This window comes from Lysobacter spongiicola DSM 21749, assembly GCF_900167055.1.
In the GTDB taxonomy this organism is placed as follows: Bacteria; Pseudomonadota; Gammaproteobacteria; order Xanthomonadales; family Xanthomonadaceae; genus Novilysobacter; species Novilysobacter spongiicola.
Map to the genome: position 1 here is coordinate 154,702 of NZ_FUXP01000004.1, position 18,132 is coordinate 172,833.

At 68.6% G+C, this 18,132-nt stretch carries 11 protein-coding genes and 1 pseudogene; 10 read left to right on the plus strand and 2 right to left on the minus strand.

The annotated features are described in order from the left end of the window. Positions 1–157: 157 nt before the first annotated feature. Positions 158–1,537 carry a copper-containing nitrite reductase gene (gene nirK, locus B5D37_RS07550; RefSeq protein ID WP_200809203.1) on the plus strand — a complete coding sequence of 460 codons (1,380 nt, stop codon included), beginning with the start codon at positions 158–160 and terminating at the stop codon, positions 1,535–1,537. A gap of 169 nt (positions 1,538–1,706) precedes the next feature. Continuing rightward, a complete protein-coding gene (locus B5D37_RS07555; protein WP_078758114.1) occupies positions 1,707–3,524 on the plus strand; it encodes a DUF885 domain-containing protein in 1,818 nt (605 codons plus the stop codon). Positions 3,525–3,542: 18 nt separating this feature from the next. Here the strand turns inward: B5D37_RS07555 and B5D37_RS07560 are convergent, their stop codons facing one another. Beyond that, entirely contained in the window at positions 3,543–4,025 is a 483-nt protein-coding gene (locus B5D37_RS07560) for a tRNA (cytidine(34)-2'-O)-methyltransferase (RefSeq protein WP_078758115.1), read from the minus strand. 129 nt (positions 4,026–4,154) lie between these two features. Here B5D37_RS07560 and B5D37_RS07565 point away from each other — a divergent pair, with 129 nt between their 5' ends. From B5D37_RS07565 to B5D37_RS07580, 4 genes and pseudogenes are all read left to right on the plus strand, one after another. Continuing rightward, positions 4,155–5,105 carry a PLP-dependent cysteine synthase family protein gene (locus B5D37_RS07565; RefSeq protein WP_078758116.1) on the plus strand — a complete coding sequence of 317 codons (951 nt, stop codon included), beginning with the start codon at positions 4,155–4,157 and terminating at the stop codon, positions 5,103–5,105. A gap of 114 nt (positions 5,106–5,219) precedes the next feature. Further along, the gene (locus B5D37_RS07570; protein WP_078758117.1) at positions 5,220–8,111 is read left to right on the plus strand and encodes a M16 family metallopeptidase; all 2,892 of its coding nucleotides are present in this window, start codon (positions 5,220–5,222) and stop codon (positions 8,109–8,111) included. A 134-nt stretch (positions 8,112–8,245) separates the two neighbouring features. Beyond that, positions 8,246–8,566, plus strand: a pseudogene (locus tag B5D37_RS07575) (DUF4156 domain-containing protein); the annotation flags it as partial. A gap of 162 nt (positions 8,567–8,728) precedes the next feature. Then, on the plus strand, positions 8,729–9,745 hold the full coding sequence (locus B5D37_RS07580) for a 3-oxoacyl-ACP synthase III (RefSeq protein ID WP_078758118.1): 1,017 nt from the start codon (positions 8,729–8,731) through the stop codon (positions 9,743–9,745). 12 nt (positions 9,746–9,757) lie between these two features. On the opposite strand, the gene B5D37_RS07585 is transcribed toward B5D37_RS07580, so the two are convergent. After that, positions 9,758–10,456 carry a hypothetical protein gene (locus tag B5D37_RS07585; RefSeq protein WP_078758119.1) on the minus strand — a complete coding sequence of 233 codons (699 nt, stop codon included), beginning with the start codon at positions 10,454–10,456 and terminating at the stop codon, positions 9,758–9,760. Between the two features lie 303 nt (positions 10,457–10,759). On the opposite strand from B5D37_RS07585, the gene B5D37_RS07590 reads away from it, so the two are divergent. From B5D37_RS07590 to tagF, 4 genes are all read left to right on the plus strand, one after another. Next, positions 10,760–11,623, plus strand: a complete 864-nt coding sequence (locus tag B5D37_RS07590) for a M15 family metallopeptidase (RefSeq protein WP_078758120.1) — start codon at positions 10,760–10,762, stop codon at positions 11,621–11,623. A gap of 238 nt (positions 11,624–11,861) precedes the next feature. Further along, positions 11,862–13,358, plus strand: a complete 1,497-nt coding sequence (locus B5D37_RS07595) for a hypothetical protein (RefSeq protein ID WP_078758121.1) — start codon at positions 11,862–11,864, stop codon at positions 13,356–13,358. A 19-nt stretch (positions 13,359–13,377) separates the two neighbouring features. Then, entirely contained in the window at positions 13,378–17,136 is a 3,759-nt protein-coding gene (gene tssM / locus B5D37_RS07600) for a type VI secretion system membrane subunit TssM (protein WP_078758122.1), read from the plus strand. Beyond that, on the plus strand, positions 17,136–18,131 hold the full coding sequence (tagF, locus tag B5D37_RS07605) for a type VI secretion system-associated protein TagF (protein ID WP_078758123.1): 996 nt from the start codon (positions 17,136–17,138) through the stop codon (positions 18,129–18,131). The genes tssM and tagF overlap by 1 nt, the downstream gene beginning before the upstream one ends. The last annotated feature ends 1 nt before the right edge of the window (position 18,132 follow it).

Here is an 18,132-nt window from a genome sequence, read left to right on the forward strand (position 1 = left end):
GCGGCCGCGGGTCCCCGGCCGGGAACGCCGGAGTCTACCGGCGGGGCCGCCGGGTGTCTTCGAACCCGGACTTGACGCAAGTCAGGGAGGCCGGTGTGGCTGTTCATTAACTTGGCGCCATCAAAGAGATCCCAAAGCAAAACCCAAGAGAGTCGTCATGAAGAACCTCGTACTGCTGTTCGCGCTGGCCACCGCGGCCGGCTTCACCCCACAGGCCATCGCCGCCGGCGCCGGCAGCGCCGACGTGACGCCGGTCGCCGATGTCACCTTCAGCCTGCGCACCGAGATCGCCGATGGCGCCCTGGTCTTCGTCGGCAACGGCGGTTCCATCAAAGACGTGGTCAACCCGGAGTTGAAGGTCGAGGAAGGCGCCGTCGTCGCCATCACCGTCGTCAACGCCGACGGCGCGATGCATGACATCGCCGTGCCCGAGTTCGGCGCCCAGTCCGACCAGATCGTCGGCAAGGGCGCGGCCACCACGATCGTCTTCCGAGCCACCAAGGGCGGCACCTTCGAATATGTCTGCACCGTTCCCGGCCACAAGGCGGCCGGCATGTTCGGCAAGCTGATCGTTGGCGACGTCAAGGCCGCCGTCAGCACCGCCAAGGACATCTCCAAGAACCCGATGGAAGTCGCCGAGCCGGTCGGTGACCGGGCGCCGAAGCACATCAACTACGACCTGGTCACCACCGAGGTGGAAGGCAAGCTGTCCGACGGCAGCACCTACCGCTACTGGACCTTCGACAACACCGTACCGGGCCCGCTGTTGCGCGTACGCCAGGGCGACACGGTGACCATCAACCTCACCAACGCGCCTGACAGCGTCAACATCCACTCGGTCGACTTCCACTCCGTGACCGGCCCCGGTGGCGGCGCGGCGGTGACCCAGGTGGCCCCGGGCCAGACCAAGAGCTTCACCTTCAAGGCGCTCAACCCGGGCCTGTACGTCTACCACTGCGCCACCCCGATGATCGCCCACCACATCTCCAACGGCATGTACGGGATGATGCTGGTCGAGCCGGAAGGCGGCCTGCCCGAGGTCGACAAGGAGTTCTACATCATGCAGGGCGAGCTCTACACCGCCCAGAAGCATGGCTCCTCCGGCCTGCAGGAGTTCTCGCTGGACAAGCTGCTCGACGAGAACCCCGAGCACCTGATGTTCAACGGCTCGATGGATGCGCTGACCAAGACCTACAGCATGGAGGCCAACGTCGGTGAAACCGTCCGCATGTTCTTCGGTGTCGGTGGTCCGAACCTGATCTCCAGCTTCCACGTCATCGGCGAGATCTTCGACCGCGTGTATGACCTGGCCTCGCTGACCAGCCCGCCGTTGACCGACGTGCAGACCACGGTGGTGCCGCCGGGTGGCGCGACGATGGTGGAGTTCGACGTCGACTACCCGGGTCGTTACATCCTGGTGGACCACGCGCTCTCCCGCGCCGAGAAGGGGCTGGCCGGTTTCCTGCACGTGAAGGGCGATGCCGACGCGACCATCTTCGAAACCAAGGAGCACATCGACGCCGCTTCCGGTCACTGACCGGCGGCGGGTTGAACCGGAGCCGGGCCGCGTCATGCGGCCCGGCTTCTTCTTTTGCCGGAACGGGCGTGATCGGCAGGCATCCGCCCCGCACGCTGCGGGCGGCTGGAAACCCGGGCATGATCGGGCATTCGTCGCCGCTGCCGGCGACCCGTCACGGAGCCCCTGTATGCGCCACGCCCCGCTGTCCCTTTCCCTGTCGATGATCCTCGCCGCCGGCACCCTGGCTGGCTGCCAGCCGGCCACGCTGCCGATATCGGATACGCCTCCCGCTTCCGCGCCTGCCGCCTCGGTTGCGAGCGATGCCCGCTTCGAGCAGGTCGCCGAATCGCTGCTGATGCGCGCGCTGGAGCGCAGCCCGGAGTGGTCGATCTACTCGGGCAGGTATGACAACGCGGAGAAGCTCACCATCCCGGATGCCGCGCGTCGTGCCGAGGACCTCGCATTCGCCCGCGCCGCACTCGCCGAGCTGGAGGCGTTCGATCCGCAGCAGCTGCCGGCTTCGCAGCGCATCGACCACATGTTGCTGGGCAACCAGTTCGAATCCGCCATCTGGTACCAGCAGCAGTTCCGCGACTGGGCCTGGGACCCGTCCAACTACAACGTCGCCGGCACCGTGGCGCTGCTGCTCAATACACCCTATGCCGCAGAGGATGCTCGCCTGCGCACGGTGATGCAGCGTATCGACCGCGTGCCGGAGTACTACGCCGCCGCGCGCGCCAACATCGAAGACCCCACCACCGAGCACGTCGAGCTGGCGATCGTGCAGAGCCGCGGCGCGCTGAGCGTGTTCGACGATGAGCTTCGCAAACGCATCGCGGCATCCGGCCTGGAGAGCGCGGAGAAGACCGCGTTCAACCAGCGCATCGACGATGCGCGCGGTGCCATCGAAGGCTGGATCGGTTGGCTCGAAGACAAACAGGCGCAACTGGCCACCAGCGGCGATGCCCGCTCGTTCCGGATCGGCGAGGCGCAGTACGAGCGCAAGTTCGCCTACGACATCCAGTCCCACTACAGCGCCGCCGAGCTCTATCGCCGCGCCGTCGAGGAGAAGGAACAGCTGCACGCCCGCATGGACGACATCACCCGCGAGCTGTGGCCGAAGTACCTGGCCGGCACCGCGATGCCGCAGGACCGGCTCGAGCGGATCGGCATGATGATCGACCACCTGTCGGCGAAACACGTCGAGCGCGGCGACTTCGTCGACGAGATCAAGCGGCAGATCCCGACACTGGCCGAGTTCGTCCGCGAGCACGACCTGCTCGACCAGGACGAGACCCGCCCGCTGGTGGTGCGCGAGACGCCCGAGTACATGCGTGGCAGCGGAGCCGGGGCCTCGGTCAGCGCACCGGGCCCGTTCAATCCGACCGCCGACACCTACTACAACGTCAGCCCGCTGGATGCCTATACCGACGAGCAGGCCGAGAGCTTCCTGCGCGAGTACAACCACTGGGTGCTGCAGGTGCTCAACATCCACGAAGGCATCCCGGGCCACTACACCCAGCTGCTGCACGCCAACAAGAGCCCGAGCCTGGTCAAGAGCCTGCTCGGCAACGGCGCCATGGTGGAAGGCTGGGCGGTGTACTCCGAACGCATGATGCTCGAGCAGGGCTATGGCGGGCAGGAGCCGGAGATGTGGCTGATGTACGGCAAGTGGAACCTGCGCGTGGTCACCAACGCCATCCTCGACTACGCCGTGCACGTGCGCGGCATGACCGAGGAGCAGGCCATGGACCTGCTGCAGCGCGAGGCCTTCCAGGAGGAGACCGAGGCGGTCAACAAATGGCGCCGCGTGCGCCTTTCGCAGGTGCAGCTGACCAGCTACTTCACCGGCTACGCCGAGATCATGGACCTGCGCGAACAGCGCAGGCAGGCGTTGGGCGAGGACTTCGACCTGAAGACCTTCCACAACCGCTTCCTCAGCTACGGCAACGCACCGGTGTCGGCCATTGCCGAACTGATGGCCGAGCAGTACCCGGCACAGTGACCTGGCGCGGGGCAGGGGTCAGTCGGCGGCGCCGGCGAAGCCCTGCTGCCGCCAGGCCTCGAACACCACCACCGCCACCGCGTTGGACAGGTTGAGGCTGCGGTTGCCCGGGCGCATCGGCAGGCGCAATCGCTGGTTGGCCGGCAGCGCCTCCAGTACGTCGCCGGGCAGGCCCTCGGTCTCGCAACCGAACAGGAACACGTCGCCCGCTCGGTAGGCCGGAGCATCGAAGCGGGTGGTGCCGCGCGTGCTCAGGGCGAATATCCGTGGCGCCGTTCCCGCGGCTTCGGTAATGGATGCCACTGCCGCGCCCAGGTCGTCGTGCACCTGCATCGTGGCGTACTCGTGGTAGTCCAGGCCGGCGCGTCGCATCTGCTTGTCGTCCAGCTCGAAGCCCAGCGGCCGCACCAGGTGCAGGCGGGCGCCGGTGTTGGCGCACAGGCGGATGGCATTGCCGGTGTTGGGCGGGATGCGGGGCTGGTGGAGGATGACGTCGAACATGCGCGCAAGTGTAGGCCGCCGCTGGCCGGACGCGCCTGCATCGGCTGATGCAGGTCAAGGCGGGCCGGGGCGCCACCGCCCGACACTGGCACACCCCTTCTTGACGCCCGCGGGCGGAGACTGCGCGCCATGACCACCCGCTACCAGAGCGTTTCCGAAAACATCCTCGACGCCATCGGCGACACCCCGCTGGTGGAGGTCGACGGCATCTTCGCCAAGCTCGAGTTCCTGAATCCCTCGGGATCGATCAAGGCGCGCATCGCCAAGTACATGATCGAGCGAGCGGAGGAGGACGGGCTGCTCAAGCCCGGCGACACCATCGTCGAGGCGACCAGCGGCAACACCGGCAACGCGCTGGCCATGGTCGCGGCGGTCAAGGGTTACCGGATGCTGGTGGTGATGCCGGAAGGGCTGTCGAGCGAGCGGGTGGCGATCTCGCGGGCCTATGGCGCCGAGGTGATGTTCGTCGGCGACTTCCACGTCAACGCCGCGCTCGAAAAGGCGCGTGAACTGGGCCGGCAGCCCGGCCACTTCTGCCCGAGCCAGTTCGATTCGGAATGGAACGTGGAAGAGAACCGGGTGATCCTCGGCCCCGAGATCCTGGCGCAGCTGCCCGAAGGCGTGGTGCCCGATGCGCTGGTCGCCGGCGTCGGCACCGGCGGTACCCTGCTGGGCGTGGGGCAGGCGTTCCGCGAGGCCAACCCGGATGTGCGCCTGTTCGCGATGGAGCCGGCCGAGTCGCGCACCATCCTCTGCGGCGAGGTGGCGCTGCACCGCATCGAAGGCATCTCCGACGGTTTCGTGCCCGGCATCTTCCAGCGCCACGGTGCGATGGTGGACGAGGTGACCAGCGTGTCCAGCGAGGACGCGGTGGAGGCGATGCACCAGCTAGCCCGTCGCCACGGCCTGTTCTGCGGTCCCAGCTCAGGCGCGCACCTGGTCGCCGCCCGGCGCGTACGCGAGCGCCATCCAGACCTGCGCACCGTGGTGACCCTGTTCTGCGACGAGGGCGAGAAGTACCTGCAGGACTACTTCATGGGCAAGGCCAAGGCGCCGCCGGAACCCAGCCCCTTCGTCTAGCGAACCGTCGGCGGAAGCTGGCGACAGGACTTGTGACCTAGTGCCGCGGGCGCCGCGGGCCGCTAGGATCGACCGTTGGCACCCGTCCGGGTGGTCGAACACAAGGAGTGTCGTATGTCCGTTTCCTTCCAGAAGGGCGCCCTCGCCCTCGCACTGTCCACCGCACTGGGCATGGCCGCGTTCGCGCCGGCCCCCGCGATGGCCCAGGCCGCGTCCGCCGAGGCCGGCGTCGACATCCCGTATGAAGAGTTCACCCTGCCCAACGGGCTGCGGGTGATCGTGCACACCGACCGCAAGGCGCCGATCGTCGCGGTCAATGTCTGGTACCACGTCGGCAGCAAGGACGAGCCGCGCGGCCGCACCGGCTTCGCCCACCTGTTCGAGCACCTGATGTTCAACGGCTCGGAGAACAACCCCGGCGAGTACTTCGCCCCGTTCGAGCTGGTCGGCGCCACCGACATGAACGGCACCACCAACACCGACCGCACCAACTACTTCCAGAACGTGCCGACCACCGCGCTGGACACCGCCTTGTGGATGGAGTCCGACCGCATGGGCCACATGCTCGGCGCGATCGACCAGGCCACCCTGGACGAGCAGCGCGGCGTGGTGCAGAACGAGAAGCGCCAGGGCGAGAACCAGCCCTACGGCCAGGTCTGGACCAAGCTCAACCAGGCGCTGTACCCGGAGGGGCATCCCTACCACCACAGCGTGATCGGCTCGATGGCCGACCTCAACGCCGCCTCGCTGGAGGACGTCAAGAACTGGTTCCGCGCCTGGTACGGCCCCAATAACGCCGTGCTGGTGCTGGCCGGTGACATCGACGTGGAAACCGCGAAGCAGAAGGTCGCCAAGTACTTCGGCCATATCCCGGCCGGCCCGGACATGGCGCAGCCCGAAGTCGACGTCGCCGTGCGCCCGGCCGACACTCGCGAAACCATGGAAGACCGCGTGCCGCAGCCGCGCGTCTATCGCGTCTGGAACGTGCCCGAGAGCAGCACCGCAGACACCGACCGCCTGCAGGTGCTGGGCCACGTGCTGGGCGGCAGCGATACCTCGCGGCTGGAGAAGCGCCTCGTGCACGGCGAGAAGCTGGTCGACAGCGTCAGCGCCGGCGTGAGCGAGTCGCAGCTGGGTTCCAACTTCCTGGTGGTCGCCACCATCAAGGAAGGCGTCGAGCCCGAGCGCGTCGAGAAGATCATCGATGAGGAGCTGGCCAGACTGCTGGCCGAAGGCCCCACCGCCGAGGAGGTCGCCCAGGCCAAGACCATGGTGCGCGCCGGCTTCATCCGCGGCGTCGAGCGCATCGGCGGTTTCGGCGGCAAGGCCGACGTGCTGGCCAGCTGCGAGATCTTCACCGGCGACCCGGGCTGCTTCCGCGAGTCGCTGGACACCATCGCATCGGTCACCCCGGACCAGTTGCAGGCCGTCGGCCGCAAGTGGCTGGGCGATGGCGACCACACCCTGGTGGTTCTGCCGGGCGAGCGCACTGCGCTGCCGGAGGAGCCGGCAGTAGATCCGACCCCGCTGCCGCTGCCGGAGGCCAACCCGAAGTACACCACCACCGAGTCCACCGTGGACCGCAGCACCGGCGTGCCGCTGCCCGATGAATTCCCGGAGCTGAAGTTCCCGGAGCTGCAGCGCGCCGCGCTTTCCAACGGGACCGAGGTGGTGCTGGCAGAGCGCCACGCCGTACCGGTGGTGCAGCTCCGCTTACTGCTGGATGGCGGTTTCAAGGCCGATGTCGGCGGCAAGCTGGGCACCTCCAGCTTCGCCATGGGCATGCTCGATGAAGGCGCCGGCCAGTACGACGCCCTCGGCTTCGCCGCCCGCGCCGAATCGTTGGGCGCCAGCCTCGGTGCCGGTGCCTCGCTGGACGGTGGCAGTGCCTCGCTGTCGGCGCTGAAGGAGAACCTGGATCCGTCGCTGGCGCTGTTCGCCGACATGCTGCGCGAGCCGCGCTTCGAGCAGGACGAAATCGAGCGCGTGAAGGCGACCTGGATCGCCGGCATCAAGCAGGAGAAGGCGCGCCCGAACTCCTCCGCGCTGCGCGTGTTGCCGCCGCTGCTGTATGGCGAAGGCCACCCGTACGCGATTCCGTTCAGCGGCTCGGGCACGGAAGATTCCATCCAGTCGCTGCAGCGCGATGAGCTGCTGGCCTACCACCAGGCCTGGGTGCGCCCGGAGAACGCCACCCTGGTGGTGGTCGGCGACACCACGATGGACGAGATCCTGCCGCTGCTGGAGAAGCACCTGGGCGACTGGAAGGGAGAGGGCGAGCCGCGTACCGGCATCGCGGTGCCGAAGGTGGCGGCCGCGGACGATTCGCGCGTCTACCTGATCGACCAGCCCGGCGCCGTGCAGGCCAACATCTTCCTCGGCCAACTGGTGCCGCCGACCGGCTCGCCGGACGAGACCGAGTTCGAGTTCGCCAACACCGTGCTCGGCGGCCAGTTCAGCTCGCGCCTCAACATGAACCTGCGCGAGGACAAGCACTGGGCCTACGGCTCCTACAGCTTCGCCAGCGATGCCAAGGGCGAGCGCCCGTGGCTGGCCTTCGCCCCGGTGCAGATCGACAAGACCGCCGAATCGATGGCCGAGCTGCAGCGCGAGGTCTCGGAATACGCCACGGGCAAGGCGCCGCCGACCGCGGAAGAGATCGAGAAGGTGAAGTCCACCGAGATCCGCAGCCTGCCCGGCGCCTACGAGACCAGCAGCGCGGTGATGGGCACCATCGCCGGGATGGTGCGCTATGACCGCCCGGACAGCTACGTGTTCGACCGCAAGGCCGAGATCGAGGCGTTGACCCCGGCGCAGGTGGCCGAGGCGGCCGCCGCGATCAACCCCGACGCCCTGACCTGGGTGGTGGTGGGTGACCTGGGCCAGATCGAGGTGCCGGTGCGCGCGCTGGACTTCGGACCGGTGCAGGTGCTCGACGCCGACGGTAAGCCGGTGGCGGAGGCCGCCGCCGAGGCCGGGGCCACGGAAGCGGCCGGCGCGCAGTAGCCGCCTGCCGCACCGGATGGGCGCCTTCGAAGGGAGGGCGCCCGCCGGTTCCGGGTCAGTCGGGGTTCACCGTGGGCCGCGCAAAACACCCGTGCCACGCCCACAATCACGACATCCGATATCTGGGAATGCCCATGCCACGTTCCATCCTCACCACCGGCCTCGCACTGGCCGCGCTCACGCTCGTCTCCGGCTGCACCTGGGTGCACATGGCGCCCGGCGCCAGCGCGGTGCGGGTGATGCCCGCCGGCGAGCCGCCCACCAACTGCACCCGCCGCGGCGAGATCGCGGTGTCGGTGAAAGACAGCGTCGCCTTCTATGAGCGCAACGAACTGCGCGTGCGCGAAGAGCTGGAGACCCTGGCCCGCAACGAGGCCCCCGGGCTGGAGGCGGACGTGATCCAGCCACTGGGTTCGCCGCTGTCGGGCGAGCAGCGCTTCGGCGCCTGGCACTGCGGCGGCGCCACGCCGGTGGCCGGACAGGCCCCGGAAGCCCAGCGGGACAGCGCCCGCACCTACCCCGTCGGAGGCTGACTCCCTCAGCTGGCTGAACCGTTCCGGGAGCAGGGGGGGCAAAAAAGCGTTAATCTGTCGTGATCTTTGCCCCGGTTGCTGCCCATGTTGTTCCAACACGTCGCCATCGCTGGCCTGGCCCACATCGACGCCCCGCGTCGGCTCGGGACAGACGAGATCAATGCCCGGCTCCAGCCCACGCTGGACCGGCTGGGCATCCGCGTGGACGTGCTCGGCGACATCGCCGGCATCCATGCGCGCCGCCTGTGGGACGGCGACATGCAGGCCTCCGACGCCGCCACCCTGGCCGCGGTGAAAGCCCTGGCCGACGCCGGCATCGAGCCCGAGCGCATCGGCCTGCTGGTCAACACCTCCGTCAGCCGCGACTACCTGGAGCCGTCCACCGCCTCCATCGTCAGCGGCAACCTCGGCCTGCCCGACACCTGCCAGAACTTCGACGTCGCCAACGCCTGCCTGGCCTTCATCAACGGCATGGACATCGCCAGCCGCATGATCGAGCGCGGCGAGATCGACTACGCCCTGGTGGTGGACGGCGAAACCGCCGACCTCGCCTACGAGAAGACCATCGAGCGCATGACCCGCGCCGACTCCACCGAAGAAGACTTCCGCAACGAGCTGGCGACCCTGACCCTGGGCTCCGGCGCCGCCGCCATGGTGATGGCGCGCGCCGAGCTGGTGCCCGGCGCTCCGCGCTACAAGGGCGGCGTGACCCGCGCGGCCACCGAGTGGAACAAGCTGTGCCGCGGCAACCTGGACGGCATGGTCACCGATACCCGCATGCTGCTGACCGAAGGCATCAAGCTGGCCCAGAAGACCTTCCTGGTCGCCAAGCAGAAGCTGGGCTGGGTGGCCGAGGAGCTGGACGAGTTCGTCATCCACCAGGTCAGCAAGGTCCACACCGCCGCCTTCACCAAGGCGATGGGCATCGACCCCAAGAAGGTACTGACCATCTTCAACGAGCACGGCAACATCGGCCCGGCCTCGGTGCCGATCGTGCTGAGCAAGTTGCGCGAGATGGGCCGCCTGAAGAAGGGCGACCGCGTGGCGCTGCTGGGGATCGGCTCGGGGTTGAACTGCTCAATGGCCGAGGTGGTCTGGTAGCACGCTGAAGCTTCAGCCGGCTGGACAGGCGGGATCCCGCCCCGCGTAGACCGCACAGATCTCCTGGCGGCAGGCCAGTCCCTTGGCGGTGTTCGCGGGTGGGCACTCGCGCAGGTTCGACTGGATCTGCTGTGACCTCCTCCGGGTCGGACGGGACTGCCCGCCCACCGCCGCACTGCCGCCTGCGGCGTTTTCTTCCGCAGCCATGTCCTGAAGCAGCACGTCGAGCGGCGAGACCTCCCGCTCGGCTGGCGGCGACTGGATGTTGGCCAGCAGGGCGGCCAGTAACCTCGATTCCGACTCCACTCCCGCGCTAGACGCCGGTTTTGCCGCCCGCGGACGGCGGGCCGCCGTTGCCGGGGCAGGGCGCGCGCCCGATACGAACGGATTGTTGCCCTGGGCGCCCGGGTCCGGCTGCGCTTCCAGGGACGCGCTTGAAGCCGCCGATGCTTCTGTCGCTTTGGCAGCCGTTGCCCCCGGCTGGTCGGCGGGCGCGTCAGGATCCTGCTGGATCGCCAGCGCCGGATGTCCGATTGCTTCATCGACGATCATCGCCGAGTGGTCCAGCCGGGCCGAAGCGTCGGTGCGTTCCGCGCCTGCCTTTTCGGACACTGACCATGACTCGACGGCGGCGCCATCGGAACCGGTTCGGGACAGCAGTAGCACCACCATCCCCGACAGTGCCAGCAAGCCGAGCGCCGGCAGCAGCATCCTTGCCCGCCCTTTGCCCGGTGTGGCGACGCCGGGCCCGGGCCGGCCATCCATGTCTGCTAGGATCCGCCCGGTCGGCGGAGGAGGAGGTGCGCTGTGCTCTGGGCCGCCCGCCAGCAGGCTGGGGCGGCGCGGTTTGGCATCTTGCCGATCCACTTGGACTCCTTTCCGGGCCGTGGGATCCGGCCGGTACCGGCGCGGTAGCACGCCGGTTGCGCCCGCATTCTGGGGTGGGTCAGGAGGTGCGTCAATCGCGCACGGGTCGTGCGCGCCGGCAACAGGCAAACACCAGGAAGGTGATCGATGGCGCTATGGATGGCGGGGTTCTTCTTGTTCTTCACTGCGTTCGCGTGGCTGGGACTGTTCCCCGCTGCCCGCGAGGGAGCACTCAACGGCGCCGGCCGGGTCGTCGAGCGGCTGGCATCGCGCCTGGGGCACTGGATCACCAGCGGCGTCCACATGGTGCGCAGGCCTGTGCAGTGGCTGTCTGGTATGCACGAGGGCGCGATCGAAGTGATTCGACGCCATCGCTCGCTGGCGATGCTGACACTGGTCCTGTTGTCGGTGCCGCCAGCCGTCGTGGTGGTGACGCAGCGTTCGGTCGAAGGAGTTCCTTCCACACAACTGGTGTCGGGCTGGGCGCCTGACGCGCACGTACTCGGGCTGTTGCGCGGCGAACAGCTCGCGCCGCCCCCCGAATTGCCGCCCGATGTGTTCACTTCCGCCGATGCGCGACGTGTCGCGCCTGGCATCGCCACCGCGGACCGAAAATGGGAGCGGCTGGACCCGGACTTCAAGCAACGCCTGCTCACCGTGTTCCGGGTCATGCGCGAGCGGCATGGTTACGAGATGGCGCTGGTCGAGGGCTACCGGAGTCCGGAACGGCAGGCGCGGCTTGCCGCGCGCGGGGCCCACGTGACCCTCGCCGGCGCCGGCCGCAGCTGGCACCAGTACGGGCTGGCGGCGGATGCCGCTCCGTTGCGCTCGGGTGCGCTGCAATGGGACATGCAGGACCCGTGGACCCGCCGGGGCTACCAGCTGTACGGCGAGGTGGCGCGTGAGGCGGGACTGGTGTGGGGGGGAGGCTGGACCCGCATCAAGGACTACGGCCATGTCGAATTGCGGCGACAAGGCGTGCGTGCCGCTGCCGGACAGGCGCCGGGGTGACCGTGCCGGCGACTCCTGCTATCTTCGCGCCCGGCACAGGACGCCACGTCGCCCGAGAGGGGCGAGCCAGGGAGCACGGCATGTCTGATCGATCCAACAGACCGATGAGCGACTGCGCGCGGAGCCCCGGCGACACGGGTTGGTGATCCTGCGATGGCCATGCCGGTACGGGATGTACCGGCATTCGGGGATGTAGCGAGCGATACGGAGCGTCAGGCATGGATGCAGGTGAAGGGTCATGAAGGCAGCGGGCGCGCTGCGCGCCACCGCGTGGGTCGTGGGCGTGTTCGCCGTAGTCTGGCTGACGACCATCGTGGCCTGGCGTGCCCTGGGTAGCGACCCGACGGCCATGCACCTGGTCGGGTTCCTGCTCGTGCTGCCGCTTGCCGTTCTGTCGGGCATCTGGCTGTTGCGACGGCGTGGTCGCGGGCCGCAGGCCGTCGCCGCCACCGGCCCCGGTGTGCCTGTCGACGTCCCCGCTGTACCGTCGCCGCTCAGCCCGTTGCGCCTGTGTGCCAGCGCGCTCTGGCTGCGGGCCGGGTCTTCACCGGCCGAAGTCGCCAATGCCCTTGTGCGGCCCGAGCGTCCGCCCCTGCACGGGCACCTGCGTGACCAGGCCGGCTTGCCGGTGTTCGCCGCCGCGGTCGATGGCGTCGACCCCGAATCCATGCGCAGCGTATTGAAGGCCGTGGTGGCGGAGGATGCCGACCGCTGCTTCGACGAGGAGCGCTTGAGGGCGATGGTCCTGCTCGACCCGGTGGCTGAAGACCTCCTGTTCGCAGCGGCGGCCACGCTGGCCCCCGCGGCCGCAAATGATCCAGGGCCCGGGGCGGATCGCATGCGGATGCAGACCACGATGCACCATTCACGATCATCCCGGGCCGCGCCGCACGTGTTGGACGCCCCCACGCTGCGGGTGCGGCTGCTGGTAGCCCATGACTGGCCGGGCGCCGCACGTGACGTCGCCGCTGCCTGGCTGATGGCAAAAGCCACTGCGGTGGGTTTGGCCGCAGGCAGTTTCACCGTGGAGGTTTCCTCGGCCGAAGGCGCCTTCGACGCCTGGACGCTGATGGCCCGCCTCATGGACCCGCAGGAACAGGCGGCGCCCGGTGAGCACCACCTCGTGCTCGCCACCCATTCGGCGATAGGAGCCGGCGCCATCGCCAGGCTGGATGGCCAACGGGAGCTCCTGGTCAGCGGCCATCCCGAAGGCCGGATTCCGGGTGAGGGCGCGGCTGGCGTACTGCTCACGGAACAGCAAGCAATGAACCACGCGCCGGTGGACGCGATGCCCATCCAATTGTCGGGATTGCGGCAAGGCCCGGCAGGGCAGGGGCGCGGTGCGGGCCGGCTGCTCGGGGAACTGCTGGTGGATGCAATGGCGGCGGCGGGCACGACCACCGAAGCGATCCGGTTGGTGCTGACCGACGCGGACCATCGCCCGAGCCGGGCGATTGAAGTTGCCGGGGCGATGACGGCCGCACTGCCCGGACTGGACGCGCTCGAAGACTCGTTCCACCTCGGGGTTGTATGTGGCGACCTGGGCCCGGCGGGACCGCTGGCGCTGCTCGCCGTCGCGGCCTCGCGCGCCATCGACGACGGGCCGGTACTGGTGGCCAGTGTTGCCGACCCCCGGCGCCGGACCGTGCTGGCGGTATCGCCGGGTCCGGCCGCTGTCGACTCGATCAAACCCCTTCTTTCCGATGCCGCCGTCCCCGAGACGGCGGCTGCATGAGCTTCATGGACGATCCGCGATGAGCAGCTTCTGGATGAACCTTCGCTACTGGCTGATGGACTACCGCGTCCTTGCCGCACTGGGCATCGTCGCGGTCGCGGCGGTCGCCTGGCTTGGCATGGATGGACTGCTGGCGGCCGGTGGCTGGGTCCTGGTGGTCCTGCTGGCCGTGGCCATGCTTTGGCTCGTGGTGGTGGTGGTTCGGAAGATCCGTTCCCGCCGCGCCGCTGCACGGCTTGACCAGATGGTCGCCGGACACGCCGACGACGCCGTGGCCAACGCCACGCCAGCCGCGCGCGCCGATACCGAACTGCTGCGTGAGCGGATGACCGAAGCGGTGAAGGTGGTGAAATCCTCGCGCATCGGCCAGATGAAGGGGCGGGCGGCGCTGTACGAGTTGCCCTGGTACGTGATCATCGGCAACCCGGCTGCGGGCAAGAGCACGGCCATCCTCAACTCGGGACTGCGCTTCCCGTTCGAGGACAACCGCAGCAATGTCATCCACGGGTTGGGCGGCACCCGCAACTGCGACTGGTACTTCACCACCGAAGGCATCGTGCTCGACACCGCAGGGCGTTACACCGTCAGTGCCGAGGATCGGCTCGAATGGCTCACGTTCCTCGACCTGCTGAAGAAGCATCGTCCGCGCGCGCCGATCAACGGCATCATCATTGCCGCGTCCATCGCAGAACTCTCCGGCAGCAAACCCGAGTTCGCGATCGACCTGGCCAAGAACCTGCGCCAGCGCGTACAGGAGTTGACCGAGCGACTGGAGGTGCACGCACCGGTCTACGTGGTGTTCACCAAGGCCGACCTGATCGGTGGCTTCACCGACTTCTTCCGGGGCCTGGACCCGGCCGAGCGGGAGAATGCCTGGGGTGCGACGCTGCCCTACGACGTCGAAGGCAAGGCCGATGCGCTGTCCGCCTTCGATGGCCACTTCGACCAGCTCTGTGACGGCCTGCGCGAGGCGGGCCTGTCGCAGATGGCGATGGCGCGTGGTCGCGACATCGCACCGGGACTGCTGACGATGCCGATGGAGTTCGCCGGTATGAAGCCGGCACTGCGTACCTTCATCGCCACCCTGTTCGAGGACAATCCGTACCAGTTCCGGCCCGTGTTCCGCGGTTTCTACTTCACCAGTGCGTTGCAGGAAGGTGTTGCGGTGCAGCCCGCCTCCGAGCGGGTGGGGCGCCAGTTCGGGCTGGACGGAGAGCGCGACCCCCGGGAAGCGGTGGAGCCAGCCGACAGCAGCCACTTCCTGCTGGGCCTGTTCCGAAAGGTGATCTTCGCCGACCGTGCGCTGGTCCGGCAGTATTCCAGCCCGCGCCGCAGCCGCCTGCGGCAGGCAGCTTTCGTCGGCGCGGCCCTGGCGCTCGGCACCGCACTGACGGCATGGACGTGGTCCTACAGCGGCAACCGGCAGCTGGTCGCGGACGCCACTGCGGACCTGGATCGCGCATTGGTCCTGCAGCAGGACCGGGTGGACCTGCAGTCACGCATCGAGGCCCTGCTGGTGGTGCAGGATCGCCTGCAGCAGCTGGAGCACTACCGGCATGAGCATCCGCTCCACCTCGGACTGGGCCTCTACCAGGGCGATGCGATCGAGGCGAAGCTGCGTGCGGAGTATTTCCACGGCATGCAACAGTTGCTGGTGGAGCCGGTCTCGGAAAAGCTCGAGGGCTACCTGGGCCAGGTGGTGGCGCGTCGGGGAGAGCTCCGCTCCCCGTCCGCCCCGGGTGGCGCGGACGCCTCCACGGCGGACGCTGCGCAGGCGGCTGCGGCCAGCGGCAGCGCGCTGTACAGCGACCCGTCGCCGACCGACGCGCAGGACGCCTACAACGCCCTCAAGGCCTACCTGATGCTGGGCGAGCGGGAGCGGGTGGAGGCGACCCACCTGGGCGACCAGCTCACCCGGTTCTGGCGCGGGTGGCTCGAGTCCAACCGTGGTGCCATGCCGCGCGAGGACATGCTGCGGGCAGCAGGCCGCTTGATGAGCTTCCACGTGCAGCAATCGGCGAGCGATGGCTGGCCGCAAGTGGAGCTGCGCTACAGCCTGGTCGATGACAGCCGGGAAGCACTGCGGCAGGTGATGAAGGGCACCCCGGCGCGTGATCGGGTCTACGCCCAGATCAAGGCCCGCGCCGCAACCCGTTTCAGTCCGGTCACCGTGGCGGGACTGCTGGATCCCGCACAGTCCGGCGGCGTGGTCGTGGGCAGCTACCAGGTGCCGGGGACGTTCACCCGCGAGGCCTGGGAGGAGTACGTGCAGTCGGCCATCCGCGAAGCGGCGACCACCGAGCTCAGCAGCACCGACTGGGTGCTCGATTCGACGGTCAGCGACGACCTGACCCTGGCAGGCAGTCCCGACCATGTCGCCGAGGAACTGACCTCGCTCTACAAGGCCGAGTACGCGCGGGAATGGGCCCGCTTCCTGCAGGGCGTGAGCGTCGCCCGCTTCGATGGCTTCGAGGACGCGGTGGCAGGTATGAGCCACCTTGGCGATCCGGAGCGCTCACCCCTGCGCACGGTGCTCCAGACCGTGAACGAGCAAACGTCGTGGGACAACCCGAACGCGGGTGGGGCGGCGGCGGAAGCCGCGAAGGGCGGCATCGTCGGCTGGTTCAATCGCGTGGTGATGCGGCGCAACCGGACACCGGTCAACCTGCAGGTCGACGCCGACGACATTCCGGCCGGGTCCACGGATGCCGGCGCGGTCGGGGTACGGTTTGCCGGCCTTGCCAGTCTCTGGGCCGCACAGGAGGGTGGGCCGTCGCTGCTGTCGCGCTACTTCGAAGCGCTTGGGGGGATCCGCAGTCGCTTCAACGCGATCGCCACCGAAGGTGATCCCGGCCCCGGCGCACGGCGACTGATGCAGCAAACCCTGGACGGCGACGGCTCCGAACTCGCAGCCGCCCTCAAGCTGGTCGACGAGCGCATGCTCGATGGCCTCGACCAGGAGCAGCGCGATACGTTGCGTCCGCTGCTGCTGCGTCCCCTGGTAGAGGGCTTCGCGGCGCTGGTCGCCCCGACCGAGACCGAGATCAACCGGACGTGGGAGGCGCAGGTCCTGCAGCCCTTCCAGAGTGGTATCGGCATGCGCTACCCCTACGCCCCCGACGCAACCGTCGAGGCGGCGCAGGCCGATATCGACCAGATCTTCGGCCCGAGCGGTGCCATCGCGCAGTTCGGCGAAACCGCACTGGGTTCGCTGGTCAATCGCCGCGGCAACATGCTCTCCGCGCGCCAGTGGGCGGATGTCGGCATCAACCTGCGTCCGGAGCTCCTCGCAGGCTACGGCCGCTGGGTCGGTGCCAGTGCGGCGGGTGCCGGGCCGACGATGGTGTTCCAGATACTGCCGATGCCGGCGCAAGGGCGCGAATACACCTTCACCGTCGACGGCCAGCAGGTGCGCTACCGCAACACGCCTGCGCAATGGCACACGTTCCAACTGCCCGGTGAAGGCGTGCCCGGCGTCACCATCAGCGCCGTCACCGGTGATGGGCGCAGCATCAACGTGTTCGAAGCGGCCGGTGACGGCGCCACCGCGGAGATGTTCCGCGCCGCCAGCAAGCAAGTCGTCGGCCCGCAGCACTACCGGCTCAGCTGGGCCCAGGGCGGTGCAGAGGTTTCCGTCGAGTTGCGCATCATCTCGGTGGTCGAGCCAAACCAGACCGATGCGGCCGGCCTGCAGCTGCCCGCGCTGGTCGCCGGCGCGCTGCCGGTCGCTCCCGGGCCGGTACCGGCAGCGAATTCGGCCGCGGCGGGGAGCCGCTGATGGCCGTGGTCGAGGCGGCTTTCACGCCCAGCTACTTCGGGAAGCTACCCAGTCGGGGTGATTTCGTCCGTACCACCGAGGACCACCACCTCATGGCGATGCTCGACCGCTGGGCGGGCAACGGACTGGAACGACTGGCCGCCGATCCCGGCTGGAAGCAGTTGTACGACGAGGCCCCGGCGATGCACTTCGCCTTTCTGGGGCCCCGCAGCCGATGGGTGGTGGTGGGCCATCTTCAGCCCAGTCGCGACGCCACCCAGCGGAGGTTTCCGTTCCTCGCGGCCAGCCGGTTCGAGGTGCCGGAGCCGCACTCCTTCCTGGCCCGCAGCCCGCTGGCGCTCTCCCGCTCGTGGACGGTGCTCGGCCGGCTGTCGCGGCAGGCAGTGGCTGCAGAGGATGCGGGCGATGCACTGCGCGCGCTTGCCGAGGCCAGGGTGGTGTCGAGCGCGGATGCGCGCACCTACGACGCGGCCTTCAATGACTTCATGGAGCTGCAGGACGTGGGCTCCCTGCAGGCCATGCTTCGCATCTCGGGCCACCCCGACCTGCAGCTGCGCTGGCTCCTGCCCGCGCTCGGCCTGCTGATGCAACCGCTGCAGACCGGTGGTGCCGCACGCATCGACAAGGCGCTTTCCCTGCCACTTCCGCGGGACGTCCTGTACCGGCCCCTGGTGGCCGCATTCTGGATGGAGCTGCTGGCTGGGTTCCTGGGGCGCATGGAGTTCGAGCTGTTGTTGCTGCTCCCCGATCCGGGCGCATCGGCCGCGCCGCGGCTGCTGGTCGGATTCAACGGCGGTGACGGACGCACCATACAGGCGGCGCTCGATCCACGGGTCGCTGCCGACGCCATCGTCCAGGTCGATGACGCCGGGTGGGTGGAGGAGCAGGTCGCCGAAGACTATGCGCTCAACAAGCTGGTCAGCTACATCGAGCGCGATGACCTGTCGCTGTGCTCGGCGCGCGCCGCCTTCAACCAGACATTCCTTGGAACCTGAC